This window comes from Prochlorococcus sp. MIT2309 (genome assembly GCF_059772305.1).
This window is the reverse complement of the sequence record NZ_CM186282.1, coordinates 848,977-873,732: the sequence shown is the minus strand read 5'-3', so window position 1 is coordinate 873,732 and position 24,756 is coordinate 848,977. Positions and strand designations below refer to the sequence as shown.

General features: G+C 35.3%; 28 protein-coding genes and 1 tRNA gene. 11 read left to right on the top strand and 18 right to left on the bottom strand.

Features of this window, described 5'->3' with window-relative positions:
• Positions 1-2: 2 nt before the first annotated feature.
• Positions 3-842: an MlaD family protein gene (locus AC6EJA_RS04860; RefSeq protein ID WP_498503484.1), complete on the bottom strand. Its 840-nt coding sequence runs from the start codon at positions 840-842 to the stop codon at positions 3-5.
• Positions 843-847: 5 nt separating this feature from the next.
• On the bottom strand, positions 848-1,630 hold the full coding sequence (locus AC6EJA_RS04855) for an ABC transporter ATP-binding protein (protein WP_498503483.1): 783 nt from the start codon (positions 1,628-1,630) through the stop codon (positions 848-850).
• Positions 1,631-1,827: 197 nt separating this feature from the next.
• On the opposite strand from AC6EJA_RS04855, the gene AC6EJA_RS04850 reads away from it, so the two are divergent.
• Entirely contained in the window at positions 1,828-3,159 is a 1,332-nt protein-coding gene (locus AC6EJA_RS04850; protein WP_498503482.1) for a gluconeogenesis factor YvcK family protein, read from the top strand.
• 1 nt (position 3,160) lies between these two features.
• On the opposite strand, the gene AC6EJA_RS04845 is transcribed toward AC6EJA_RS04850, so the two are convergent.
• Genes AC6EJA_RS04845 through AC6EJA_RS04835 form a run of 3 tightly spaced genes read right to left on the bottom strand, consistent with a single transcriptional unit; the run spans position 3,161 to position 4,807 of the window.
• Positions 3,161-3,706, bottom strand: a complete 546-nt coding sequence (locus tag AC6EJA_RS04845; protein ID WP_498503481.1) for an NAD(P)H-quinone oxidoreductase subunit J — start codon at positions 3,704-3,706, stop codon at positions 3,161-3,163.
• A 5-nt stretch (positions 3,707-3,711) separates the two neighbouring features.
• Positions 3,712-4,479: an NADH-quinone oxidoreductase subunit NuoB gene (gene nuoB, locus AC6EJA_RS04840; RefSeq protein WP_498503480.1), complete on the bottom strand. Its 768-nt coding sequence runs from the start codon at positions 4,477-4,479 to the stop codon at positions 3,712-3,714.
• A complete protein-coding gene (locus tag AC6EJA_RS04835; RefSeq protein ID WP_498503479.1) occupies positions 4,445-4,807 on the bottom strand; it encodes an NAD(P)H-quinone oxidoreductase subunit 3 in 363 nt (120 codons plus the stop codon). Before AC6EJA_RS04835 ends, nuoB begins: the two co-directional genes overlap by 35 nt.
• A gap of 134 nt (positions 4,808-4,941) precedes the next feature.
• On the opposite strand from AC6EJA_RS04835, the gene AC6EJA_RS04830 reads away from it, so the two are divergent.
• The 5 genes from AC6EJA_RS04830 (at position 4,942) to AC6EJA_RS04810 (ending at position 7,039) form a co-directional block, all read left to right on the top strand.
• On the top strand, positions 4,942-5,298 hold the full coding sequence (locus AC6EJA_RS04830; RefSeq protein ID WP_498503550.1) for a rubredoxin: 357 nt from the start codon (positions 4,942-4,944) through the stop codon (positions 5,296-5,298).
• A 14-nt stretch (positions 5,299-5,312) separates the two neighbouring features.
• Positions 5,313-6,320 (top strand): photosynthesis system II assembly factor Ycf48, encoded by a 1,008-nt coding sequence (locus tag AC6EJA_RS04825; protein ID WP_498503478.1) that lies wholly within the window; start codon positions 5,313-5,315, stop codon positions 6,318-6,320.
• A 106-nt stretch (positions 6,321-6,426) separates the two neighbouring features.
• Positions 6,427-6,675 (top strand): cytochrome b559 subunit alpha, encoded by a 249-nt coding sequence (gene psbE, locus AC6EJA_RS04820; RefSeq protein ID WP_498503477.1) that lies wholly within the window; start codon positions 6,427-6,429, stop codon positions 6,673-6,675.
• A gap of 34 nt (positions 6,676-6,709) precedes the next feature.
• Positions 6,710-6,829: a photosystem II reaction center protein PsbL gene (gene psbL / locus AC6EJA_RS04815; RefSeq protein WP_012194880.1), complete on the top strand. Its 120-nt coding sequence runs from the start codon at positions 6,710-6,712 to the stop codon at positions 6,827-6,829.
• 15 nt (positions 6,830-6,844) lie between these two features.
• Complete coding sequence (locus tag AC6EJA_RS04810; protein WP_498503549.1) at positions 6,845-7,039, top strand: photosystem II reaction center protein J; 195 nt, start codon at positions 6,845-6,847, stop codon at positions 7,037-7,039.
• 13 nt (positions 7,040-7,052) lie between these two features.
• Here the strand turns inward: AC6EJA_RS04810 and mtnP are convergent, their stop codons facing one another.
• Complete coding sequence (gene mtnP, locus AC6EJA_RS04805; RefSeq protein WP_498503476.1) at positions 7,053-7,970, bottom strand: S-methyl-5'-thioadenosine phosphorylase; 918 nt, start codon at positions 7,968-7,970, stop codon at positions 7,053-7,055.
• On the opposite strand from mtnP, the gene selD reads away from it, so the two are divergent.
• The gene (selD, locus tag AC6EJA_RS04800) at positions 7,962-10,184 is read left to right on the top strand and encodes a selenide, water dikinase SelD (protein WP_498503475.1); all 2,223 of its coding nucleotides are present in this window, start codon (positions 7,962-7,964) and stop codon (positions 10,182-10,184) included. The genes mtnP and selD overlap by 9 nt on opposite strands.
• On the opposite strand, the gene AC6EJA_RS04795 is transcribed toward selD, so the two are convergent.
• Together AC6EJA_RS04795 and AC6EJA_RS04790 are read right to left on the bottom strand one after the other, a co-directional pair.
• Positions 10,167-11,444 (bottom strand): tRNA nucleotidyltransferase/poly(A) polymerase family protein, encoded by a 1,278-nt coding sequence (locus tag AC6EJA_RS04795; protein ID WP_498503474.1) that lies wholly within the window; start codon positions 11,442-11,444, stop codon positions 10,167-10,169. The genes selD and AC6EJA_RS04795 overlap by 18 nt on opposite strands.
• A gap of 20 nt (positions 11,445-11,464) precedes the next feature.
• Complete coding sequence (locus AC6EJA_RS04790; RefSeq protein WP_498503473.1) at positions 11,465-13,900, bottom strand: ATP-dependent helicase; 2,436 nt, start codon at positions 13,898-13,900, stop codon at positions 11,465-11,467.
• A gap of 527 nt (positions 13,901-14,427) precedes the next feature.
• Between AC6EJA_RS04790 and cpeB the strand changes: the two genes are divergently transcribed.
• The 3 genes from cpeB to AC6EJA_RS04775 are packed head-to-tail and all read left to right on the top strand — an operon-like array spanning position 14,428 to position 16,138.
• Positions 14,428-14,976 carry a phycoerythrin subunit beta gene (cpeB, locus tag AC6EJA_RS04785; protein WP_498503472.1) on the top strand — a complete coding sequence of 183 codons (549 nt, stop codon included), beginning with the start codon at positions 14,428-14,430 and terminating at the stop codon, positions 14,974-14,976.
• Positions 14,977-15,029: 53 nt separating this feature from the next.
• Entirely contained in the window at positions 15,030-15,497 is a 468-nt protein-coding gene (gene cpeA / locus AC6EJA_RS04780) for a C-phycoerythrin subunit alpha (RefSeq protein WP_498503471.1), read from the top strand.
• A 35-nt stretch (positions 15,498-15,532) separates the two neighbouring features.
• Positions 15,533-16,138 carry a hypothetical protein gene (locus AC6EJA_RS04775; protein WP_498503470.1) on the top strand — a complete coding sequence of 202 codons (606 nt, stop codon included), beginning with the start codon at positions 15,533-15,535 and terminating at the stop codon, positions 16,136-16,138.
• Here AC6EJA_RS04775 and AC6EJA_RS04770 read toward each other — a convergent pair.
• A complete protein-coding gene (locus tag AC6EJA_RS04770; protein ID WP_498503469.1) occupies positions 16,135-17,016 on the bottom strand; it encodes a HEAT repeat domain-containing protein in 882 nt (293 codons plus the stop codon). The genes AC6EJA_RS04775 and AC6EJA_RS04770 overlap by 4 nt on opposite strands.
• 182 nt (positions 17,017-17,198) lie before the next feature.
• On the opposite strand from AC6EJA_RS04770, the gene AC6EJA_RS04765 reads away from it, so the two are divergent.
• Positions 17,199-18,503: a hypothetical protein gene (locus AC6EJA_RS04765; RefSeq protein ID WP_498503468.1), complete on the top strand. Its 1,305-nt coding sequence runs from the start codon at positions 17,199-17,201 to the stop codon at positions 18,501-18,503.
• 17 nt (positions 18,504-18,520) lie between these two features.
• Here AC6EJA_RS04765 and AC6EJA_RS04760 read toward each other — a convergent pair whose 3' ends face one another.
• The 9 genes from AC6EJA_RS04760 to AC6EJA_RS04720 form a co-directional block, all read right to left on the bottom strand.
• A complete protein-coding gene (locus tag AC6EJA_RS04760) occupies positions 18,521-19,099 on the bottom strand; it encodes a chromophore lyase CpcT/CpeT (protein ID WP_498503467.1) in 579 nt (192 codons plus the stop codon).
• A gap of 5 nt (positions 19,100-19,104) precedes the next feature.
• The gene (locus AC6EJA_RS04755) at positions 19,105-19,635 is read right to left on the bottom strand and encodes a phycobiliprotein lyase (protein ID WP_498503466.1); all 531 of its coding nucleotides are present in this window, start codon (positions 19,633-19,635) and stop codon (positions 19,105-19,107) included.
• Complete coding sequence (locus AC6EJA_RS04750; RefSeq protein ID WP_498503465.1) at positions 19,625-19,807, bottom strand: hypothetical protein; 183 nt, start codon at positions 19,805-19,807, stop codon at positions 19,625-19,627. Before AC6EJA_RS04750 ends, AC6EJA_RS04755 begins: the two co-directional genes overlap by 11 nt.
• A 221-nt stretch (positions 19,808-20,028) precedes the next feature.
• The gene (locus AC6EJA_RS04745; protein WP_498503464.1) at positions 20,029-20,820 is read right to left on the bottom strand and encodes a phycobilisome rod-core linker polypeptide; all 792 of its coding nucleotides are present in this window, start codon (positions 20,818-20,820) and stop codon (positions 20,029-20,031) included.
• A gap of 36 nt (positions 20,821-20,856) precedes the next feature.
• On the bottom strand, positions 20,857-22,248 hold the full coding sequence (locus AC6EJA_RS04740) for a BCD family MFS transporter (protein WP_498503463.1): 1,392 nt from the start codon (positions 22,246-22,248) through the stop codon (positions 20,857-20,859).
• Positions 22,249-22,597: 349 nt separating this feature from the next.
• Positions 22,598-22,843, bottom strand: a complete 246-nt coding sequence (locus AC6EJA_RS04735) for a hypothetical protein (protein ID WP_498503462.1) — start codon at positions 22,841-22,843, stop codon at positions 22,598-22,600.
• A 107-nt stretch (positions 22,844-22,950) separates the two neighbouring features.
• A tRNA-Phe gene (locus AC6EJA_RS04730) sits at positions 22,951-23,023 on the bottom strand.
• Positions 23,024-23,142: 119 nt separating this feature from the next.
• On the bottom strand, positions 23,143-23,364 hold the full coding sequence (locus tag AC6EJA_RS04725; RefSeq protein WP_498503461.1) for a DUF2470 domain-containing protein: 222 nt from the start codon (positions 23,362-23,364) through the stop codon (positions 23,143-23,145).
• Positions 23,365-23,498: 134 nt separating this feature from the next.
• On the bottom strand, positions 23,499-24,752 hold the full coding sequence (locus tag AC6EJA_RS04720) for an FGGY-family carbohydrate kinase (protein WP_498503460.1): 1,254 nt from the start codon (positions 24,750-24,752) through the stop codon (positions 23,499-23,501).
• Positions 24,753-24,756: the final 4 nt, after the last annotated feature.

Sequence of the window (24,756 nt, the reverse complement as noted above, 5' to 3'; positions counted from 1 at the left end):
ATTTAAGGATAGATATCATTGAATAATTTACCTAATCCTATAGTTACATCTCTCAAGGCATTTGTTAATTCATCATCACCCAATAATTCTTCAACATTTGAAGTTAATTGATTCATTTTTTTTGTTAAAGATTTTGTAGAACTGGCAGTTTCTACAATGTCATTAAGAGTCTTTTTATTATCTATTGCCGATAGAATATTCGTAAGATGAGTTGCTGCTTTTGTCAGTTCTGTAATTATTGGCCTTGCTCTAATTAATTCTGATTTTGATAAAAGAATTAATTCGTCAAGATTAGCTTGAGTTCTATCAAACTGTTCCATTGAATCAAGAATATCTCCAATTACATCTTCTTTTTCTGCTTTATAAAGTATTTTCTGAAGTTCTTCAGTTAGTGAAGAAATGCTTTTTAGTCTTTCCCCTTTGATTATGTCACCATTACATACTATTTTTGTAGAATCACAATTTTTAGAGAGCGGGAGTTGATCTAGTGAGGGTTGACCTAGGCTAATTAAGGAGACTTGAACATCTCCACCAAGTACTGAATTGGTTGTTACTTTTGCATAGACAGGTTTAGATAAGACCAAATCTTTGTTGTTTATTTCAATTTTGGCTTGAACAAAAGATGGCTTGAATTTGATTTTTTTCACTGAGCCAACAAGTATTCCTCGATGAGAAACGGGTGACATCTCAGATAAACCACTAGCATCCTTAAAGTTTGCAGTGATTGTCCATGAATTGGAACTGAATTTGATACCTCTTAGCCATAACAAGGAACCTGAGAAAACAATGATCCCCCCAATCAATGAGAATCCCACAAAGGCATCACGTACGCTGCGACGCATAGTAATTAAATGTCCTTAGGTTGCATTGGCCCTTGAAGACTACCTCTGCGGAACTGTTTTACATAAGAATTATCACTTTGTTTGAATTCCTCAACAGATCCTTCCCATTGAAACTTGCCGTCGTAAAGCAAAATAACTCTCTTCGCAGATCTCTCAATAGTACTAAGAACATGACTTACAACAATTGATGAGCCCTTAGCAACATTTGTCGTCTTTACTATTAGGTCCTCGATTCTTGTGCATGCAATTGGATCAAGTCCTGCTGTTGGTTCATCGTACAAAAGCAAAGGCATGGCATTAGCGTCTTGTGATTCATCTATCAAAGCTCTAGCAAAACTTACTCTTTTTTGCATGCCACCACTTAATTGACCTGGATATTTTTCTGAGATGTCTTCAAGCCCTACTTCCTTAAGACAAGAAATAACCTTTTCTCTAATGAAATTTGGTTTATTTTTTTTGTTCTTTTTCAATAAGAACCCTACATTTTCTTCCACTGTAAGAGATCCAAGTAATGCTGGATTTTGGAAAACAATGCGAACATCAGGGGGATTATTTTGATCTAATCTCAGATAATGCTGTTTTTCTCCAAATAACTTGATTGATCCCTCTGTAGGTAAAATTAGTCCGGCAAGTAGTCTTAATATGGTCGACTTGCCTGAGCCTGATGGTCCAACTATCGCTACACGCTCTCCTGGATAAAGTGAGAAGTTGATTTTATTAAGAACTGAATTGGATTTCCATTTCATTTCTAAATTTTTGACTTCTAGAACTGGCAAGTTGGATCTCATTGCTAGTTATCTATCTAATCGTTTATCTAATTCTGCCGTGAATGTTTAACTAGTGAGGTTTTCTTATCTTCTTTAAACTCATTGCTATCTATTTGTTATATCTTTAAAAAAAAACATTGAAAAGCCGCCTTAAAAATGCTCCTAATTTTTTGAAGATCAGGAAAAGATCTTTAAAAGCCATCCATCAAAGTCACTTGATGGAACGCTCGCAGAGAGCTGTGAGATGGCTTTTGCCAGGTTTAGTAGTTAAGAGGTGGATGATCACATCTGGGCTTGGGTTGTTGATGGGATTACTGGGAGTGATTATTTGGGCTGATTTCAGGCCAGTTTATTGGTTTTTAGAAATTTTATTTTGGTTTCTAGGAATTATTACCACTTTTTTACCAATAAGTTTTACTGGGCCTTTTGTTTTACTTCTGGGACTCTGTTTAATAATTTATGGACAAAGCCGAAGTTTTGAATCGATTTCTCAAGCATTATCACCCTCAAAAAATACCTTTTTAGTAGATGCTTTGTTAGCAAAGAGTAAATTAAATAGAGGCCCAAATATATTGGCAATCGGTGGTGGTACTGGATTGTCCTCTTTGCTTAAAGGATTGAAAAGATACAGTAGCAACATCACTGCCATTGTGACAGTTGCCGATGATGGTGGAAGTAGTGGCATTCTTCGTAGAGAGTTAGGAGTTCAACCACCTGGTGATATCAGAAATTGTTTAGCAGCTTTATCTCAAGAAGAGCAGTTACTGACACGTCTTTTTCAATATAGATTTTCTTCAGGTAATGGGCTTGAGGGACATAGTTTTGGGAATTTATTTTTAAGTGCATTGACTTCGATCACTGGTAATTTTGAGAGTGCCATAACTGCTTCAAGTAAGATCCTTGCGGTGCAGGGACAAGTAGTGCCTGCAACAAATGTTGATGTGAGATTGTGGGCTGAACTTGAAAATGGCGAAAGGATATATGGAGAATCAGCAATAGGTAAATCTAAAAGTCCAATCGTTAGAGTCGGTTGTATCCCTGAGCAACCACCAGCTTTGAAAAGTTCAATTGAGGCAATTAATAATGCTGATATTATTCTTTTAGGTCCAGGAAGCTTGTATACTTCATTGCTTCCAAACTTGTTAGTTCCTGAAATAGTAAAGGCCATACAAAAAAGTAGAGCCCCAAAACTATATATATGCAATCTAATGACTCAACCAGGTGAAACAGATGGACTAGATGTTGAGGGTCATCTAAGAGCCATAGAATCTCAATTAGCAAGTCTTGGTATTACAAAAAGGATATTTAATACAATCTTGGCGCAAGCAGATCTGGCGGATTCACCACTTGTTGATTATTACAGACATAAAGGAGCAGAACCTGTTGTGTGTGATAGGGAAAAACTTATATCTCAAGGTTATCGTGTGATTCAAATGTCTCTTCAAGGCGATAGACAATCTGCCACTCTTAGACATGATCCAAGAAGTTTGGCAATTGCCATAATTCGTTTTTACAGGAGATATAGGAGAGCTTCAAAAATTAGGTATTAAATTAGTAAGCATCTTGCATTTCGTAAAAATCAGGTTGAACGTAATCTTTTCTTAATGGCCAACCCTTCCAATCTTCTGGCATCAGAAGCCTTTTTGGATGAGGGTGACCCTCAAATTCAATCCCAAACATGTCGTAAGTTTCTCTTTCTTGCCAATCAGAACCTCTATATAAACCGTATAAGCTTGGGACTTTTAAATCTTCGTTTCTTTTTAAAAAAACCTTTAACCTGACCTCTCTGGGTTTACTACTTTCAGGAATATCCTCCACAGCTATTAAATGGTAAAAACAGACAAGATTTTCTCCAGGTCCTTCATCATATCCTCCTTGACATTGAAGACAATTGAAACCATCGTTTTTTAACTCACTAGCAATTTGATATAAGTCCTTTGCTTCTACAGAGATAATTTCTATTCCCAGATGATCACTTTCAAGGGGTTTGTGCAATAAATTTTTTTTCGTTAAAAATTCACTAACAGGTAAGGGTTGAAGTTTTTCTATTTCTTCTGTGGCTGAATCTTTTTTAATGGGAAGTTGATTGTTGGTCATGATTTTTAATTCTCACTGGGCAATACAACTTTTTCTTTTTCTTTCGAAATCTCTAGAGCCTTCTCGAGGGCAGGTTTTAAAGCTGCTTTTTGAGTGTCAGCGTTTAAATATTTACCAGTTACTTGTGGTTCTATTCTCTTCATTTGATGCGGAATGGTGATGTAACGATGGGTTTGATCTATTTTTGATCTTTCAAGGAAGGATTCATTACCAACCTTTTTTCTCAATTTTATAACGGCATCAAAAATAGCTTCTGGTCTTGGAGGACATCCAGGTAAATAGAGATCGACAGGGATTAGTTTGTCAACTCCTCTTACGGCAGTTGTTGAATCCGCACTGAACATTCCCCCGGTGATAGTGCAGGCACCCATAGCGATGACATATTTTGGTTCAGGCATTTGTTCATAAAGCCTTACTAGCGCTGGCGCCATTTTCATAGTGACAGTACCAGCAACTATTAATAGATCAGCCTGACGAGGTGAACTTCTAGGTACCAGTCCGAATCTGTCAAAATCAAAGCGTGAACCAATAAGCGCTGCAAATTCAATAAAACAGCAGGCTGTGCCATATAAAAGTGGCCAAAGACTGCTCAATCTTGCCCAGTTGTGAAGGTCATCAAGACTTGTGAGAATTATATTTTCACTTAAGTCATTGGTAACCTTTGGAGCCGAAACAGGCCCGCAAGTTGCTGATCTTAGATCGCGAATTGATTTTTGAGAGGGAGATTCAGTCAAGAAATTAACTCCATTCAAGTGCTCCTTTTCTCCACGCATATGCTAGTGCGACAACCAGGATAGCGATGAAAATAAGAGCTTCTATAAACGCAAGAAGTCCTAAACGATGAAAAGCGACAGCCCAAGGGTATAGAAAAACGGTCTCAACATCAAAAATTACAAAAACAAGAGCAAACATGTAATATCTAATATTGAACTGAATCCAAGCTCCACCAATGGGTTCCATTCCTGACTCATAAGTAAGCTGTCTCTCTCCGGCTTTACTTTTGGGAGAAACTACCTTATTAGTAACCAGGGCTAGGACAGGTACTGCAGCTGATAAGAGCAAAAAACCAAGGAAATAGTCATAACCCTCTAAGGAAAACATTTGAATTAACTTCTTTTTAAATCATTTTGGCACTTTTTTTAGTCGAAGTGTAGATAGAGTTGAGTTGTGTGAGAGTGCAAACTGTGAGCCAAGACAAAAAACAAGCCACTGAGAATAAAAGTTCTCCTGAAAAATTGGAACTTTCCCTCGAAAACTCTCAGGAGAAAAATGATGATGAAAAAAATCATCGTTTTGAATGTTGTAGCTGCGGCTACATCTATGACCCCACTGAGGGGTTGAAGAAATATCAGATCAAAAAGGGAACACCTTTTCAAGAGATTGATCAGGAAAAATTCCGATGTCCTGTATGTCGCTCTGGATTTGGTGCTTATAGAGATATAGGACCTAGACTTAAGCCAAGTGGATTTGATGAGAATCTAAGTTATGGATTTGGGTTCAATAAGCTTCCCTCGGGACAAAAAAATGTCTTGATTTTTGGAGGCTTGGCATTTGCCGCTGCTTGCTTCCTCTCCCTTTACTCTCTTCGCTGATTTTTAATTTATCAATGAATCGTTTTTTTTCTAATTCGCTAAATATTTTACTCACTATTTTTTTGGGTATTTTTCTTAGCGGTTGCGTCGCGACAAGAATTCCAGAGGCGGTTTCAAGCCCATGGGAACCAATCAAACTTGATACAAACTCAAACCCTTTAGATATTGATTTTGTAGATGAGAACAAAGGTTTTCTTGTAGGCACTGAAAGATTAATTTTAGAAACTAATGATGGAGGGAAAAGTTGGCAAGAGAGAAGTCTTGAAATTCCATCTGAAGAGAATTTTCGATTAGTAAGTGTAGATTTCCTTGGCAGTGAGGGTTGGATAGCAGGCCAACCAGGCTTATTACTTCACACCACTGACTCTGGGAAGATTTGGACCAGGCTTTCATTAGGTAACAAGTTGCCTGGTGATCCATATCTTATAAAAACAATCAGTGATGATTCTGCAGAACTTGCAACAACGTCAGGAGCTATCTACAGAACAAATGATGCTGGTATCAATTGGGAGGCCTTAGTTGCTGATTCATCTGGTTCAGGCGGTTCTCGTGATATCAGAAGGAACCCTGATGGAAGTTATGTGACAGTTAGTAGTCTGGGAAATTTCTTTTCCGTACTTCCTAACGGAGCCACCAATTGGGAACCTCATCAAAGAGCCAGTAGCAAAAGAGTTCAAAGTGTTGGCTACAGGCCAAATGGAGATCTTTGGATGCTTTCAAGGGGCGCTGAAATTCGTTTTCTTGATGATCCAAAAGATCTTGATAGCTGGGGTAAGCCAATCATCCCAATTCTCAATGGCTACAATTATCTCGATGTAGCTTGGGACCCCAATGAATCAATTTGGGCTGCTGGCGGCAATGGAACTTTAATTGTTAGTAATGATGGCGGAGAATCATGGGTTAGCGACCCAGTAGGAGAGTCTGTTCCAACTAACTTCATAAGAATTATTTTTGACGATAATCAGAAAGACAAAGGTTTTGTCTTTGGTGAGAGGGGAAATCTCCTGAGATGGAGGGGATAAAGACGAATTTTTACAAATTCCGCAACGCTGTGTAACCACCTGCTTAAGCATTCGCGTAGTTACGTGCGAGTTTTGATAGTATCCATAAGCTGATTCGCGTAAGGCTATGGCTGCCGGCTCCACAGGGGAACGCCCATTTTTTGAAATCATTACCAGTGTCCGCTATTGGATTATCCATGCGGTAGCTCTCCCAGCTATTTTTGTCGCTGGATTTTTATTTGTGTCTTCAGGTCTTGCCTACGATGCATTTGGAACTCCTAGACCAGACACTTACTTCCAGGGTTCTGAAGCTAAAGCTCCAGTAGTAACTCAAAGATTTGACTCAAAGGCTCAACTTGATTTGCGCCTTAAATAAACAAATCACTAAATAGTGATACTCATTTTTTATCATGCAAGTCAATCCCAATCCCAACAAACTTCCCGTTGAGTTAAACAGAACAAGTCTTTATCTTGGGCTGCTTTTGACTTTCGTTATGGGAATTCTTTTCTCAAGTTATTTCTTCAACTAATTTTATTCATTTCCTATCATGAGTACAAAAGGACCAGATGGACGCTTGGGTGATCGTCTTCCAGATGGACGCCCTGCTGTTTCATGGGAACGTCGGTGGACAGAGGGTTCTCTCCCGTTGTGGCTAGTAGCAACTGCAGGAGGAATAGCAGTTATTTTTGTCTTAGGAATATTTTTCTATGGTTCATATACTGGCGTTGGATCAGCCTAAGTAGACTGAAAAACTATTTTTGGCTATCTTCCCAATAAGGGGCAGTGAAAACACTTATTTTTTCTCTTGTTTTTTTGGGAACTTTATCTTTTGAGGTCATTAAACCGTCTCTTAACGCAAAGTGAGCATCGCTCTCAGGCCTTGATTTGCCGATCCTCTTAGCTGTGGCTTCAACAATTTTTGAGGCTACTTCTGCATTTGTTTTTAGGTTTTCTAATACAAGCTCAACTGTCACATCCTTTTGATTATTGTGCCAACAATCGTAATCAGTAACCATAGACATTGAGGCATAGGCTATTTCAGCTTCTCTTGCAAGTCTTGCCTCGGTATGGTTTGTCATGCCTATGACTGAACAACCCCAACTTCTATAAAGCTGAGATTCTGCTCGAGTTGAAAATGCAGGGCCTTCCATAGCCAGATAAATTCCTCCTTTATGAATTTGTCTGCCCTCAGGAATTAATTTATCTCCTTCCTCAAGCAGAAATTTAGAAAGTATCGGACAAAATGGATCCGCCATTGATACATGAGCTACTGCACCATCTGAAAAAAAAGTATTTGGTCTTCTATGTGTTCGATCAATAAATTGATCTGGAATAACAATATCAAGAGGTCTTATTTGTTCTTGAAGAGATCCAACTGCTGATGGAGAAAGAATCCAGCGCACATTCAAAGATCTTAGCGCCCATACATTTGCTTTATAAGGGATGTCAGATGGAGGATAGGTATGGTGCCTCCCGTGACGTGCTAAAAACACAACTTCAATATCACCTAAATTCCCCAGACGCAGCTTATCTGATGGATTCCCATAAGGAGTCTGAACAGTAATCTCTTCTAATTCAGTTAGTTTGTCTATAGAGTAGAGACCGCTACCCCCGATTATGCCAAGCCTGGCTTTGGATAAAGATGAATTGGTGGAAAGATTTTGAATCATTTTAAAAAAGAAAGGTCTGTTGATCATCTGGTCCTTGCAGGAGGAGGACATTCACATGTTCTTGTTTTGCTTAGGTGGGCCAAAAAACCCAGTTTGAGACCAAAAGGACTCATAACACTTATTAATAGAAATAGCACAACTATTTATTCTGGGATGGTCCCTGGGGTTGTATCTGGTAATTATTGTCTAGAGCAGGCTCAAATTGATTTAAGGAAATTAACCCAGCAAATTCATGTTTCATTGATTATTGGAGAAATTGAAAGTCTTGATATCCAAAAGAGAAATATTGTTCTCAAAAACAGATCGGTCATTTCTTTCCAGAGAATTAGTTTAAATATAGGATCAGAAACCAATACCTCAAATTTCGTTCAATCTGAGATTGATGCTTACTCGCATATGCCAATAAAGCCATTTGAAAAATCTATCAAATGGCTTGAAAATTTCGACAGTTATTCGAGGAATAAATCCAAACAAAATTTTGCTGTTATTGGTGGCGGCTTTGCTGGAATTGAACTGATTTTTGCTTTAAGAAAAAGATGGCCAAATAAAAACCTAATACTTCAAGTAAAAAAAAATAAGTTGTCAAAAAAACTTCTTGAACACCTTTCCTCACTGAATATCCAGGTTCTCGAAAGTCAGTATCTTCCCGGTTACCCGGCATTAGTTTGCACTGGTAACAAACCACCAGACTGGATTAAAAGTACTGGGTTGTCCTTAGATAATTCTGGCAGAATTATAACTTTGTCGAGTTTTCAAACACTTAATTATCCATATATTTTTGCTGTTGGTGATTGTGCAGTTATTCAAAACGCTTTTCGTCCTGCGTCGGGGGTGTGGGCAGTTCGTGCAGCAATTAACTTATCAAAAAATCTTGAGAGAGATCTCAAGATTGAAAAATCTATAAATTGGAAACCGCAGTCAAAAGCTTTGCAATTAGTAAGTAGTTACTCATCCTTGAATAAAGATTTGAGCTGGGCTTCTTGGGGGAAGTGGATGATTGGACCTAATAGATTTTTTTGGATCTTAAAAAAGATATTAGATGAAAAATTTATTACGATGTTTAGAGACATAGACCTAATGAATACTACTAAAAATAGTTATAGTGATATGGATGCATGTAGAGGCTGTGCAGCAAAGTTATCCTCACATCCGCTTAGAATGGCATTAAGAGAGGTTGGGCTTAAAAAAATTAGCGCTCAACCGGAGGATGCTTCTGAAATCATAAAATTAGACTCAGGAGAGACGTTAATACAAAGTGTTGATGGATTCCCTTCTTTAGTAAGTGATCTCTGGTTGAATGCAAGGATTACGACTTTGCATGCATGCTCTGATATTTGGGCTTCAGGCGGATTTGTTCAGACAGCTCAGCCAATAATTAGTATCCCCTACGCTCCCGAATCAATACAAAAAGAAATACTTGCTCAAATCCTTGGAGGTATTAAATCAGCTCTTGACGAGCAAAATGCAAGTATTATCGGCGGACATACAATTGAGACGCGTAATCATATGCCATATGGAGTTACAACCGAAGTAGATATATCTATTTCAGTGAATGGTATTGTGCCTAAATCAAAAAGTTATTGGAAAAAAAGTGGCCTTAAGAAAGGGGATGTTATCTTATTGAGTAGATCTTTGGGTAGTGGTTGTATTTTTGCTGCAGCAATGAAAGGTAAAATTAAACCTCATATTTTAGACAATTTATGTCAAACCATGAATCAAAGCCAACATACACTTTTAAATGATCTTATTAGAATAGACCATTCTTTTGGGCATACAGATAGTGATAGCTGTATACATGCCTGTACAGATATTACTGGCTTCGGTTTATTGGGACATTTGAGTGAAATGTTGTTTTCAAGCAATGAACTGCAATCTGAAAAAAGTAATTCTCTGTTGAAAATAATTTTAGATGGACATTCAATCCCGAGTTATCCTGGAGTTTTTAAATTACTATCGGAAGGATACTTTAGTACTTTATCTCCCTCTAATAGACAATATTGGGAATTTTTTAAACCTAATAGTCATGGCTATCAGCCATTCGAACTTAAATTGGACGAGGACCAAATAAATCTAATCAGTAGGGATCAAATAATGGAACTTCTCGTTGATCCTCAAACCTGTGGACCTCTGGCATTAGCTTGTACTCCAGAGTTTGGAGAAAGATTAGCGAGTACTCAAAAATGGATAAAAATAGGATTAGTAGTTGGTGTCTAATAAATTCTTTCTTTGTCGATTTAATTCTTCACTTATCGAGGGCCCTGGGACCCAACCTTTCTTAATTAATTCTTTAGCGGATGTAGGGGATTTAATAAATTGCCAATTTTCATACCAGTCTTTAAATTTCTCACTTAGAGGATGCTCTAAACAAATAGCTATTGCAATTACCTCTTTTGGAGATTTTTGGGATTCAATGACTTCGCACCAATGAGATGGTTTCCAGTGTAAGTATTTTTTTTCTTCAAGTGCTTTTGTAAAAGAAGTTAGAAATATTCTATATTCTTCAAGAAGATTTATCTCTCTCTTAGGTAATTGCAATCGCCTGGCGATAATTAGACTTGATGGCGTTCCAGCAATAAAAGCTGTTAACGGATCAATATTAAATTTTGACGACAGGCTAAGGCGTTTTTCCCATTGAGTGTCTTTTTGCAGTACTTCATCAAATAAGACCATAGAACCCCAATTCTGCATATTTGTTAATGCTTTTCTCCAGTCTTCAGATTTAAGAAGGGTATTCATTTCCATTCTTAGACGTACCCCTAAGGATGGAGGAATATCCCCTAAAGAATTTTCTTGTTGGATTAGCCATGGCCAAGAGTTGATTGTGTTGGTTATTTGATTACGACTATTTTTAGAAATCTTTAGGTTGAATCTAGCCGCATAACGTGCACCTCTTACGATCCTTGTTGGATCTTCTTCAACACTTTTTGAATGAATAAAACTCAATTTTAATTTTTTTAATTGATCATATCCATCAAGTGGGTCTATTAGCTTATTGGTTGATAAGTCAAGAGCTATTGCATTGATTGCAAAGTCTCTTCTGTTGAGGTCTTCCTCTATCGAAGTTGGTTGAACTTCAGGATTTTCTCCTGGTGAGGCATACATTTCTTTTCGAGCACAAGCTAGGTCTATCTTCAATCCAAAAATATTCATTTCTACTGTTTGATATGAGCGATTGTCTCTGGTAATTTGCAGGTGGGACGAACCGAGTTCCTCAATAAGTTTGTTGGCTAGTTTTATTGGAGAACCTTCGAGAACAATATCGATATCCTGGAAAAGTGGTTTAACACTATTGAAATGATTTGCATAAAGTAAATCCCTAACAACCCCTCCGACTATAGCTATCTTCTTAATTCCAATATTCCTAGCGGCATGGCGAATGATCTCAATAAGATCGTTTGAAATTTCTGGAATTTTAATATGAATCTCATATTTACCAGATTTTTTTTCAGTCAGGGTACAGTTAAAATCCCTCATGATAATTCTGGATCTTGTGGTTAATTAATTTCATTAAAGAGTTCAATTGGAGCAAGTCTTGGATCAAGTATTTTTACACCAAGACCAGTAAATTTTACAGCTAAGGATATTTTTTCCCCCTCACCAAAGGTATGAGTTATTTCACCCTTGCCGAATGATTTATGTAGGACTTTATCTCCAATATTCCATGTTTTACCAGGTGAAGGCCCTGAATATTTTCTTCTAACTGCATTGATGGCTGTTCCTTTGAGTCTTCTATTAGCACCAAAAGTTTGATCATTTTCGTTGTTGTTTCGATTAAGCCTTTCATTTTCCCTATATTGCCTTAGTGGTGTGCCTCCTGATAAAGGGATGTCGCCTTGCAGTAGATCAGTTGGTAGTTCAGAAAGAAATAATGATGGAATTGAAGGTTCACGCATACCCCCCCAAAGTCTACGTTCATTTGCGTAAAAAAGAAAAAGCCTTTCTTTTGCTCTAGTTATGCCTACATAACATAGTCGTCGTTCTTCTTCTAGAGAAGAGGGGTCGTCTAAAGATCTATAGCTTGGGAAGAGTCCTTGTTCCATTCCGGTCAAGCAGACAATTGGAAATTCAAGTCCCTTACTGCTATGTAAGGTCATGAGGGTAACTTGATTATTAAGATTATTTTTTTTGTCAGCATCACTTGCAAGAGCTGCAATCTCTAAAAAACCACTCAAGGTTGGCGCATCACTTTCTTCTTGATATTGTATTGCTGCATTAACAAGCTCTTGTAGATTTCTTCTACGTTCTTCTGATTGATCTGTTGCACTTGCAATAAGCTCGTTAAGATAACCACTCTTCTCAAGAACTAACTGTATTAATTGGGCAGGGCTAAGTATTTCCGATTGTTCCCTGAGTAAATTTATAAGCTCGCTAAACACAAAGATCCCTTTTGAGGACCTCCCTCCTATGGTTCTAATTGATTCGACATCATTAAGTAATTCCCATATAGGTATTCCTAGTTGACTTGAGGCGTCGCTGATACGTTGAATTGTTGTTTTCCCTATCCCTCTCTTGGGTACATTTAATATTCTTAAAAGGCTTACACTATCAGCAGGATTAATAAGTAATTTCAGATAGGCAAGAATATCCTTTATTTCTCTGCGATCATAAAATCTCAAACCACCAACAACCACATATGGAATTCCCCACCTAACTAATGATTCTTCAATAGCTCGTGATTGCGCATTTGTTCTATAAAGGATAGCCATTTCACCCCAGTTTAATTCTGGATTGGCTGCTTCGAGAAGTCTTAGCTTATGAACTATTGCCTCAGCTTCTGCTATTTCATCATCGCAACATGTGAGTTTTATTAGCTCACCTTCACCTCGAGTTGCTCTAAGTACCTTATCTAAACGTTCTTTGTTGTTAGAAATTAATGAATTTGCTGCCTGAAGAATTGTTGCTGTTGACCTGTAGTTATCTTCAAGTTTTACAATAGTTGAATTGACATTAGTTTCATTTGGTTTACCAAAATCTTCTTGAAAACCCATAAGAATCCTAAAATCGGCAGCTCGAAAGCTGTAAATGCTTTGATCAGCATCCCCAACTACAAAGACAGATCTATCTGACCAATTATTGAAGTTATTTGTTGGGATACCATTTGTAACTAGAAGCTTCAATAGCTCGTATTGAGTCCAATTAGTATCTTGATATTCATCAACTAATATATGTTTAAATCTATTGTGCCAGTATTGTCTGATTTTCTTATTTTGCGTTAATAGTTCTACCGGGATTAAAAGAAGATCATCAAAGTCAAGAGCATTGTTAGCGGCCAATGCTTTTCTATAAAGTCCATAAACTTTTGAAATTATTTTTTCTCTTAATCCTTCTGCATTATTTTCAAAAACATCCGGTAGTATACCTTTGTTTTTAGCGTTACTAATTGCCCACCTTATTTTTTTGGGCTCAAATCTTTTAGGATCTAATTGAAGATCTTGAGTGACAATTTCTTTTACAAGACTTTGAGCATCGGATTCATCATATATTGTAAATTGTCTTGTCCATTTTAAACCATCTTTATCAATAAAATTATGAATATCAAATCTTAATAATCTTGCAAAGAGAGCATGAAATGTTCCAATCCAAAGCTCCTTAGTTATCTCATTGTATATTTTATTTCTCAACTGTCTTTGGTGCTCAATCTTTAATGTTTGCCAGGGTTGTCCATATTGAATTTCTGCAAGCCTTTTTGCAAGTAATAACTCAAGTCTATCTTTCATTTCACGTGCAGCTTTGTTCGTAAAAGTAACTGCCAGAATTGTTGCAGGATCTACATCATATTTTGATATTAGGTGTGCTATTCGATGCGTAAGAGCTCGTGTTTTTCCACTCCCAGCACCAGCAACAACCAATAAAGGACCTGTAAAGTGATCTACGGCAAGAGTTTGTTCATTGTTTAGCCCTTTCAAGAAATTTTTTGACTCTTTAATCATTGATTTGAATACAGGTTTTGATTTGGTATTGTTTGTGAATGGTTCTAAATTGAACTTCTTACTCCCCTCTCAATAGGAGTATATTGTTTCAAACATAGAAAACATTAATGAAGATTATTAATTACGTTTAGAAGATAAATCATGACTTGAAATTACAAAAATTTTCTTTGAATAAACCGTTGTTTTTTTATTTTCGGAGCTGAGTATATATAGATTTTTTTCTTTTGCCCAATCAAGGAAATAATGAGGTAATGATATTTGTTTTATTGGTGCGTTCTTCATGAAATTTATCAATATTTTTAATTACTCAGAAGGATAGCTCACCTTTTCAAAATTAAAGTGGAAAATACCTTTAATGAATTTTAAAGAAATCTACTTCCTCAATAAAATCAGGGTTCGGTTACGAACCATTGCGTTCTTACTAAACAATGATCAACTAAGCCATACGAAGACGTAATTTATAAATTAGTGCTTTTCCTTACTGGCTAGTAGCACTTCAATCACATTATTAGTTGACCTGCTTTCAAATGCTTGACGCATTCTCCCGAGCTGTAGTTAAAGCTGATTCCAAGGGATCACCTATTGGAAGTGATGATTTGGCCGAGTTGAAAAAATATGTATCCGATGCCAACAAAAGAATAGATGCAACTCTTGCCATAACTCAAAATGTCTCTTGCATAGCTGCAGATGCAGTATCAGGAATGGTCTGTGAGAACTCTGGACTGACTCAACCTGGGGGAAATTGTTATCCAACCCGTAGAATGGCTGCTTGCTTGAGAGATGGAGAGATAATCCTCAGATATGTTAGTTATGCATTGCTAGCTGGAGATCCTTCAATTCTTGATGACAGATGTATTAATGGACTCAAAGAAACATATTTAGCTCTTGGAGTTCCAACAGCTAATGCAATACGAGCAATAGAAATTATGAAAATAGCTACTGTTGCAATTATGACTGAAACTAATACAGGTCGAAAAATGTTTGAGGGAGTTAATTCTGGATCAGGGGCTCAATGCAAAGATATCGCTGCTGAGGCAGCCTCATACTTTGATAGGGTCATTGATTCTCTTAAATGACATCTATTCAACTCATCTGGTGCAAACTTTTTTTATTTTAAAAATTTAAAACTATGAAATCCGCAGTTACCACAGTTATCTCTGCAGCAGATGCGGCGGGCAGATTTCCTTCTTTAAGTGATCTTGAATCGGTAAAAGGTTCTTTAGATAGAGCCTCAGAGAGAATGGAGGCTGCTGAAAAACTTTCATTATCTATTGATCAATTAGCAAATACAGCAGTAGATCATCTTTACGAATCTGGAAACTTCACTCAAACGAATAAGGACAAGTGTGCGAGAGACATAAATCATTATCTGAGGCTGATTAATTATTGTTTAGTTACTGGAGGAACAGGGCCTTTAGATGAGTGGGGAATCGCAGGTATGAGAGAAGTCATCAGAATTCAGAAATTACCCTCAGCGGCTTACATAGAAGCATTTGCTTTCATTCGTGACAAATCGGATTTATCAAGTTTTGTTGGCAAGCAAGCTTTGGCAGAGTTTAAATCTTTGCTTGATTACTTAATAAATGCTTTAGCCTAAATCAATTTTAAAAATTTTTTTATTAATAAATTTAGATGCAAGATAACGATAAAAAAAAGCCTAAGTTGATTGATATCTTAATTGATTTTGAACATCCAAATCCCTACATTAACAAAAAAGCATTTGTAGCGATGGTAAATCATTGGCCTAAGGAATCTATGAAAATCTTAATCTCTAATTTGAGTAAATCAGATGACTCCTTGAGAAGGAAGTCGGTTAAAGGCCTTGCTTTTTTTGGGGACAAGGCATTTGAACCGCTGATTAGTTTATATTGTTCAAGCACCGATGATAAATTAAAAATTTCTTGCCTTAAAGTTTTTATATTAATTGCATCTAATTTAGATATAAAGTTAATACCAAAAACACTTTTTGTAGTCATAGATAAAGCCATGAAAGAAGAAAAACCCCAATTAATACTTATGGTTGTATCTCTTCTTAGACAACTTAATATTGCAGGAGTTAATTCCTTAAAAATATTATCTGTGGATCAAAATGTACTCAAAGCTAAGGCCGCTGTTAGTGCCTTAATTGAAATAAATGATTCGTCTATACCAGATTTTCTTAGGAGTCTAATTAATAATGATAATGTTGACATTCTTGTAAAACAAACTGCAATGCAGGGCTTATCAAGAGTTTTTTAAAGCGAATACTTTATTTGCTTCAAGAAGAGTAATAGGATATTTTTTACTGATTCATTATCTTCTATCAAAAGGCGATCTTGTATAAATTTGATTGATTTTTTTGAATTAATTTGGATTAGAGCCAAAACACAATTTTTTCTGACCATAGAACTTTGGTCATTGATCTTTTCGATAAGTAACTTCTCTGCTCGATCTTTATCTTTTATGAGAACTATTACTCTCACTGCTTCCGCTCTTACCTCTGCGGAAAAATCATCAAGAGCATTAATAAGAATTTTCTCGATTTCTTTTGAATTTAACTTATCAACTAAATTTTCTAACGAAGCAATTGAAGCTGAGCGGATTAGAGTGCTGCTTGATTTTGTAGCTTTTTTAATTGTTTCTGGTGCTTCTGAACTTGCAAATGTAAAGGCCCATGAGGCAAAACCAAGTTGCATTGAGTTAGCCTTAGGGTTTTCGAGGATATCAAGAAGATATTTGATAGATTTTGCACCAAAAATAGCAATTGCTCCGGCTGCTGAACCTTGAACTACAGGATCTTCATCCTCCATTAATGCAGCGACAAGATATGGAAGTGCAGATGGGTCTCCAACAAGTTTTAGGGTTTTTGCTGCAGCCCTTCTTTGAGTAACATTTTTACTTGTCCTCAAAGCTGTAATTAAATGTGGTGTTGCTTTACGTCCAATTTTGCCAAGGCTCTCTGCAAAAAATCTTCTTAGATTACCTCTTTCATCACCAAGACAGGCAACCATAAATTTAATTTTTTTTTCACCAAATTCTTTGTGTTTCCCTTCATTTAATTCAGCTTTTAGTTTGTTGGCAAAATCTTCGTTATCAATTGGCTTATAGGACTCATCTATTTTCAAAAATTTATCCATTTTCCCAGGTTTCAATTTTTAAGCAGACCGTGAAATAATTTATTCTTTTTTAAGTATATATATAAATTAGAGATAATATCCTATTCTAAATACAAATTAATAGAAAATAAATTCCTAAAAATTCAATTAAAAGAAATCTGTTATCATCTTAATTGAAATCTTTAATCAAAGTCAATATTCTTGTGGCTTCTCCAGATTTTAATAAAGAACTTGCCATAAGGATTTTAGATTTATCCTCTAAAAACAAAGAGATATCTCTTGACCCTTACTACGCTGTATGTAAATTAGAGGAATATCCTTGTCCAGAGACAAAAAAGGCTCTTGTAGAGTTTCTAAAGCTTACAAGTAAAAGAGTTTCTATAAAAATTGCACAAAGAAAGGCTGTACAGGTTTTATCACGAATGCCTGTAAAGAATACAGTCGATATAATTAGTAAATTTTTATATAGCGATGATCCATTTACAGTTGAAAATACAGCTTGGGCATTACAAGAGTTGAATTGTAATGATCCAAAAATTCATCTTCGGATATCCGAGTTGATCGATGATCCCCAGCAAAATAGAAGAGTTTTAATTCAATCATTAGCAAAGATGAATGTAATTAATCAGCTTTCTAAGATAAAAATAATCAGCAAGCAATCTTTTAATTCACCAGGAGTAATAGGAGCATCAATAGCAGCTGTTTCAAAATTTACAAAAAAAAAATATATGCTTAAAGAATTACAATCATTTTTAAAAAGTCGTAATCAAAATAACAGACAAATGGCGATCCAGGATATTATTGATGCCAATGCAATTGATTTACTTTCTGATGTCAATAGATGCCCCGTCTCGCCTTTTTTTCGAATAAGAGCTACCGAAATATTTTTTAGATGTAATTTACATAGAATCGAAAAAAATAAATTTTATAGACTCCTTGATAATTTAGTTGAGGATAGACCAGAAAATATCGATTTGTATGATTTAGATAACAAAGATATTTCAATTGAATCTCTTGTCAATCAACTTTTTAATACAGATTTTAATTCTGGATATTTTGCCCTTAAACATTTGGTTAAAATAAATCCTCATAAATTATGGCCATTAATTTATTCTAACTTAGACAGGTTTCAAAAAGACTATGGTGCATTATACTTTTTATTTAAATTATTTTATTTTGTTGATGACTGGCAGTATTATCACAAAAATACTATAGAGGTTATTCTTAAAGTAGCAATAAACAGTGATTGGCCTGAGTATGTGAAATTCCGGCCGGCAGCAATTTTATGCTTAATTAAATATGACACTTTAGATCAGGATATTTATCTTAAGAGGTTTATCGATCAAGAAAAAACAACTTATTGGTTCTCAAGATATTCAGTATTATTTGCCATTAATAAATTCTTTGATAATGAAAGGAAAAATGAATTTTTAAGAAAACATCAATCAATCTCTAAAGATCCACACCCCTTAGTAGTAGAAAAGTTTAAAGAAATATCCAGTATTTAAAATTTAAAATTATAATTTTACAGTGCATAACTTTTGATTTTTTTGAAAATAAATTGCCCATTTTCTGATCCCCATACCCTTAAATTTGTTTCTATGTCTAACCCTTCATCCTGGCAAATCCACATATCATTTAATAACTCTGCTTTGCTTGAAAGGTATGTAGATTTATATCCATGTTTGATTATACAATTCTGACCTGGTTCAATTTGACCTTTAAAATGATTAATAGCAATTTTTCTGAAATGCATATCGCATCCTATACGGTTTTCTAATTTAGCTTTATCTAATTCATCCAGAAGTTCAGGGTGTGAACCAGCACCAGCAACTCTATCTTTGTTCTGAATAGCATAATTTTCTAAAATTATTGTCTCTGAGGAATTCTTTATGAAAAGAACAGACTGTCTATATGGAGCCCATAGATTAAATTCATAACTTTGCTCTGTGTAGATTGCATTTCTTCCAAATTTTAAAAAATCTAATGGTCTAAAAAATATATTTATATTTGCGAAAGACTGAGGACTTTTTTGAGCCTGCTCTTTATTACTATATTTACCAACTAATGAATTTTTAAATTGTGAAATTAAGTTATTATTCATTTTATTTATATATTAATTTTCCGAATTTCCGACGCAAATGATGTTTGTAATATACTATTGTTTGCTGAAGACTTTACCACTGAGGATCTGCACCTAACATTTTCTGAAATAAACCAAATAACTTCTTCAGTTTTGGTTTGATTATAATTACTTGAAAGTATAAGCATGTTATTTTTATTGATTTTATATTCTGATATTACGCTCATTGGTTCTGTGTATCCCATACTTCGTATCATTTGACCATTTGAATCAGAATGTGGTATTGGTACGACTATACTCTCTCCGTTTTCTAAACTTTTTGAATCATTGCTAAATTCATCTTTAGGAGACCACTTTATTCTAAACGGGGAATCTATATATTTATTTTGAATATTATTTTTCTCTAGAAGATTCTGCACCTGAACATTATCTTTTTCTAAAAAATTAATTTCTAACCTGCTCACGATATTTTCAAATTGTTGAAAAGCAAGGGAGTGCCCACTCCTCATAGATTTCCATTCGCCTTCACTTTTAGTTACAAATTGATTAATATTCATCAATATTTTCTGCTACTGAAGAATCATTTCCATTTTCAATATCTGCTTTTTGTATCATTCTGACCATCGAATCTACCATCATCGACATTGCCATTGGAATTTCCTTGCCTGATGGCGTCTTAGATGATTGTTCTTTTGGTTTTTTATTAGATGATGGCCGATTTAATTTCATGAGGGCTTGGTATGTGGATTTTCATTTAGATTTACAAGTATTTAATTATATTTGAAGAAATAATCCATCTTTTTAAAATTCTGATAGTTTGTCTACCTTTACACTACACTTAATAAGGCAATAAATTTTTAAATTTATAATATTTTTATAAGATCAACTGAGTATTTTAATGGGAGATCAATTAATAAGAAAAACTCAGGTTTTAAAAATAATTGATTAACTTACTTTTTTTTTAAATTGTCGCTAACAGCACCCGCTCCAATTATATTCATCGTATTTAAAAATAAAGAAGTTCTCATCCCAATCTGAGTATTGACAAATCTTATAAATGGTACTGTATGGTCTCCAAAATTCTCCATATACTCCAATGAATCTATTAGTGTATCAATATGAAAATCAAATCCATCATTAGCAATTATTCCTACATGTTTTATTAGTTCATTTTGATTAATCGTTGTGCGTCCTAAAACATGCTTGAAACTTAATTCAACACATCTAATTTGATTAACATTCTCAAAGTAATGATGTTTATAAAAGTTTGACTTTGCGAGATTTCTTATGAATTCTTTTATAGTTATGTCACCATTTCTTAGTCTCCTTTCTAAGTCAATAGGCTTTTCACTTTCGAAAGCATGAAAATTGCCGTAAATTTGTCTATAGGATGCCCTAATCGCAAAAATTAGAGATTCATCATCGTGAGGTTGGAATTGCCTTTGGAATGAAAAATCCTCAATTTTTCCAGACCAAAAAGATATTGGTGTATTTATTGATAAAAGATTATGTAGAACAAAAGATTTTATTTTTCTTTGCTCTATTTCTAATGAATAAGCTCTCAATTTTTTTTTATAATTTGGTGTGAAAATTGAGCTTTGCCCTGGCATACAAGCTCCTCTTGAATGAAGTATGTAAGAAGGGCTTAAACTCCCGGAAACTTTACTTTTGCCGTAATTTATAGATTGTAATGGTGGATTGTGAAGAATCCCAATAATTTTCTGAGATGGCATTGATTTCATGAGAAATAGCCTGAAAATTACACTTTTTCTGATGATCTAATCAAGATCAGCAATCATAAGTGTCTCTAAAGAAGCAGAAGTTTCTTCTTTGAATTTTTTAACACTAACCCTTCCTAAGACATATATTGCAAGGCACGTAACAATAATTTCAAGAGAAAAAACAAAACTGAATGCCAAAAAAGGATTATCTGGACCAGTAAATAATCTTCCAACATCAAGAAGTCCACCACCAATTATTTTCCCTGCAGCCCTTGAAAGTGCCTGTGCTAATCCCCATACCCCTACCAAAGTCCCCGCCATTTCCGGCAGGGTTAAATCTAGCATTAAGGAAAGTGCGCTATTAGTTGCTATCCCTGCCGCTAATCCAAAAATAACAAGTACCCCAAATAAAGCATTTTGATTCTCAACAGAACCACTCAAAATGAGTAGAAATAATGAACAAATGATCATCCAACAACCAGTTCTTGCAGTGGCTAATTTACCTAGTCTTGGTGTTATAAATAGTCCTCCAATTAATAAACCTACAAGCGTACCAACCCCCCAAAAAGCATTTAGTAAAGTTGTTTGTGAAATTGGTAAATTAAAAACTTCAGCACCGTAACTTTCTAGAATTGGATCCTGTAAAAAAAGACCAAGTGTATAAAGAATTAAAAATACAAAGAAGATCAATATTTGCCTACTTGAAGTTATTATTGCAAATGCTTTTTTAATGCCTACTTCGTTACTCGTTGATGCTTTTGTATCCTTGAGCTTTCTATGATCAATCTTCTTTTCTATTCCAGCACATGCAAATATGGTTATTCCCAAGACTATTATTCCAACTCTCGTCATAAACTTCTGCAGTGCAGGTTCTAACAACAATGGGTCGGATACTCCATCAAGTCCTTTGGTTGCTATGGAAATTGAGATAGCACCCACAATTATCCCAATAGTCAACATGCACCAAATAATTCCAACTGCTTTTGGTCTCTCCTCTTCTGTTGTTAAATCGATTACTAGTGCGAGGTATGGAGTTGTTGCTAACGATACTGCTAAACCATAAAGAGAAAATAAGGTACATAAGCCAATTGCAGCAATGATTATTGAAAATGTACCGCCATCCGAAAGAGCCTTCTCCGTAAGAAATATCAAAGGGATTGAGGTTATTGCCATTGCGCAAAAACCAAAAGTTCCAAGCAGAATATAAGGCGTTCTTTTTTGTCCGCGAATTGGCCAAGTATCCGAGATGTTTCCGAAAAAGACTCTTGATGGAGCCATTAATTGTTCGAAAGCAAGACCCCCTCCAACTAGTAAAGCTGGAAAAGCCAGTTCTGAAATCATTATTCTGTTTAGCATGCCTGCAAAAATTACAGCTAGGCAACCCAAGCATCCTTGAAATAGACTTAGTCTCGCAAGGTTTAGGGCGGATAAACCATTAGTTTGACTCAAATTAAGATTCTCCTTTTAGAGCCGTTATGTAATAAAAATAACGCATTAAAAAATTATTTCTTTAAAACTATTTTTATTTTCCAAATTCACATTACTTGATTGGCATTTTGACTTGGCTCAATAACAAATTCAGTATAAAATCCTTCGTGCTTTTCCCGCATTGATACTAAGTCATCTTCCTTGGATTGATCTAAATGTTTTCATTAGATCCTTGAAATAAATCTTCAGTAGAATTTCATTAACTGATTTTGAAAAATTATATATCACCAGTTTTTCGCTTAGTCTCTTTGAAGAGCGCAGCCTTTCAAGAGAATTATCATTTTATGTAAGTTAAAAAAAACTTTTTAACTTACATAAGGTTTAAAAGACGAATCCGGAAATTGGCAATTTGTTTGGCCTTGGTTGGATTGTCAATGAGATAGGGATGAGATTCAATCTTTTTTAGAACTAGATTTATTTTTTGATCTATACCAAGGTCTTTGTCTTCTGATTTTGAAATTTCACTTTTCCATGTTTTATCAAAAGCGATCGCAAAACTGTCAGCGTTGTTTGCTACAAAATCGTCATTTGTTGAGTTTGGCAGATGAAAAGGCAAGATTCGTTTTGAGTATCTCTAGTTGATGAGCATAAATTAAAAAAGATAGGTTTGCATGAAAAAACACCATCACACATAAGTGCAAATTTAATAATGCGGAAGTGATATGCCAGGACCCAGATTTGAACTGGGGACACGGCGATTTTCAGTCGCCTGCTCTACCAACTGAGCTATCCCGGCGTTGAGGAAGTTCAACTTTTATTAGATTACTCTGTTGTGAGCCAATGGAATATATTTTGGTCCCAATTTGTTCGGAATTTCTGGTTTTCGAATTATGGTTTTGACAATTTGATTATTCGCTAGGAGTTTTTTGGAATCGCTTTAAGCATTGACACCAACGTTGTATGCGCATCTTTGCTGTCTTGAATTAGGTGATCAAATTTGATCTTTATAATTTTTTTATCCACAGTTAACTCCAAATATTCAGCGTCTATCCCAGTCATCACAGCTTCTTGAAAATCATGTATTCCTCCATAGTGTGTTGCATATTGTGCTACGGCATCTTTGTGATCTGAATTCATGTGGTTGCAAATCCTCTCAATCACATTGGCGTCTAATTCTTCTGATGACATGTACCATTATTATCTAAAAATAAGATAGTTCGTAAGTTGATTAAATGTGAGATTTGTGAAATTAAATTGTATTTAAGTAAAGCTTAATTTTTTTTAGTTTTTTTTAAACTATTTAAAGCAATAATAGCCGCTCCAAAGCAAGGAGGTTTGCTACTCCTCCTAATGGGTATACCTAACTTTTTTTGCCTTATTGCATGCCATTTAGAATTTTTAGAGCCTTTCCCAATAGTTACTATTCTTTTTGGTTTCGAAACTCCCAATTCAATAAGCTTTAGCCAACCTTTCTTTTCAATTTCTGCAAGCCCCTCAAGAAGAGCTTGTAGATACAATGCATCACTTATAGGTCTTGGAAAAAGAATAGGTTCAAGATTTGGATCATCAATTGGGAACCTTTCGCCTTTAGATGGAAGTGGTAGTAATTCAAGTCCACTCGATATATTCGGATTAATTTGATTACTTAATTCTTCTATTTGTTCATCTAGAAAAAATTTCTTTAGAACAGCGCCACCCGCATTTGAGGCTCCTCCGCAAATCCACCTTCCTCCAATAATATGATTTGTTATGCCCCTGGCAAATATTGGATTAGTTACATATTTTTTTAAAACAATAGTACTGCCAAGAACACAAATACCCTCTTTTGGAGATGCATCTGTGGCAATGACTGCGGCATTAGAGTCAGTCGTTCCCGCTATAAATGATAGATTGTCTGGGAGGCCCAAACGATTTGCTCGCTCGGGATTGATTTTTCCAATAAGCTGACCGCTAGAAACTATTTTTGGAAAAATTTTTCTTAAGGGATGGCTCTCTAAGCTTTTTGGCCATGACTTGTTTAGTGGATTCCACCCTAATTTTAAGTTGTTGCATTCTTCTCCATATTCCCAGCAATTCATCAGCCATCCATTAATCCAATCTGCTTGATGTCTTAATAAAATATCTGTTCCATGATCTTCAATCAGCTGTAATCCACGTTTAATACTGCAATGATTATTTTGAATTACTTCGGGACAAATAAGATTAATTTTTTTATTTTGATTCGAGCAACTATTGTAATAAGGGATTGCTTCACCAAGTGCCTCTCCGCTTTTATCACATGCAATTAATGTCCCAGAGGTTCCTGCAATAGAGCAAAGAATAATTTCTTTTTTAATGTAAACTGGAATATTTTGTATTAATTCAATTAAGCAACTTAACCAACCATAAGGTTCTTTAAAACTAGTTTTATAGTTTAAAGAATTTGTATAGATAACTTCTTTTTCAATATTTATTATAATAATTCTTACACCTGAGGTACCTAAATCAATCCCCAGGATGAGATTTTTATTAACTAGTTCTCGCACAATA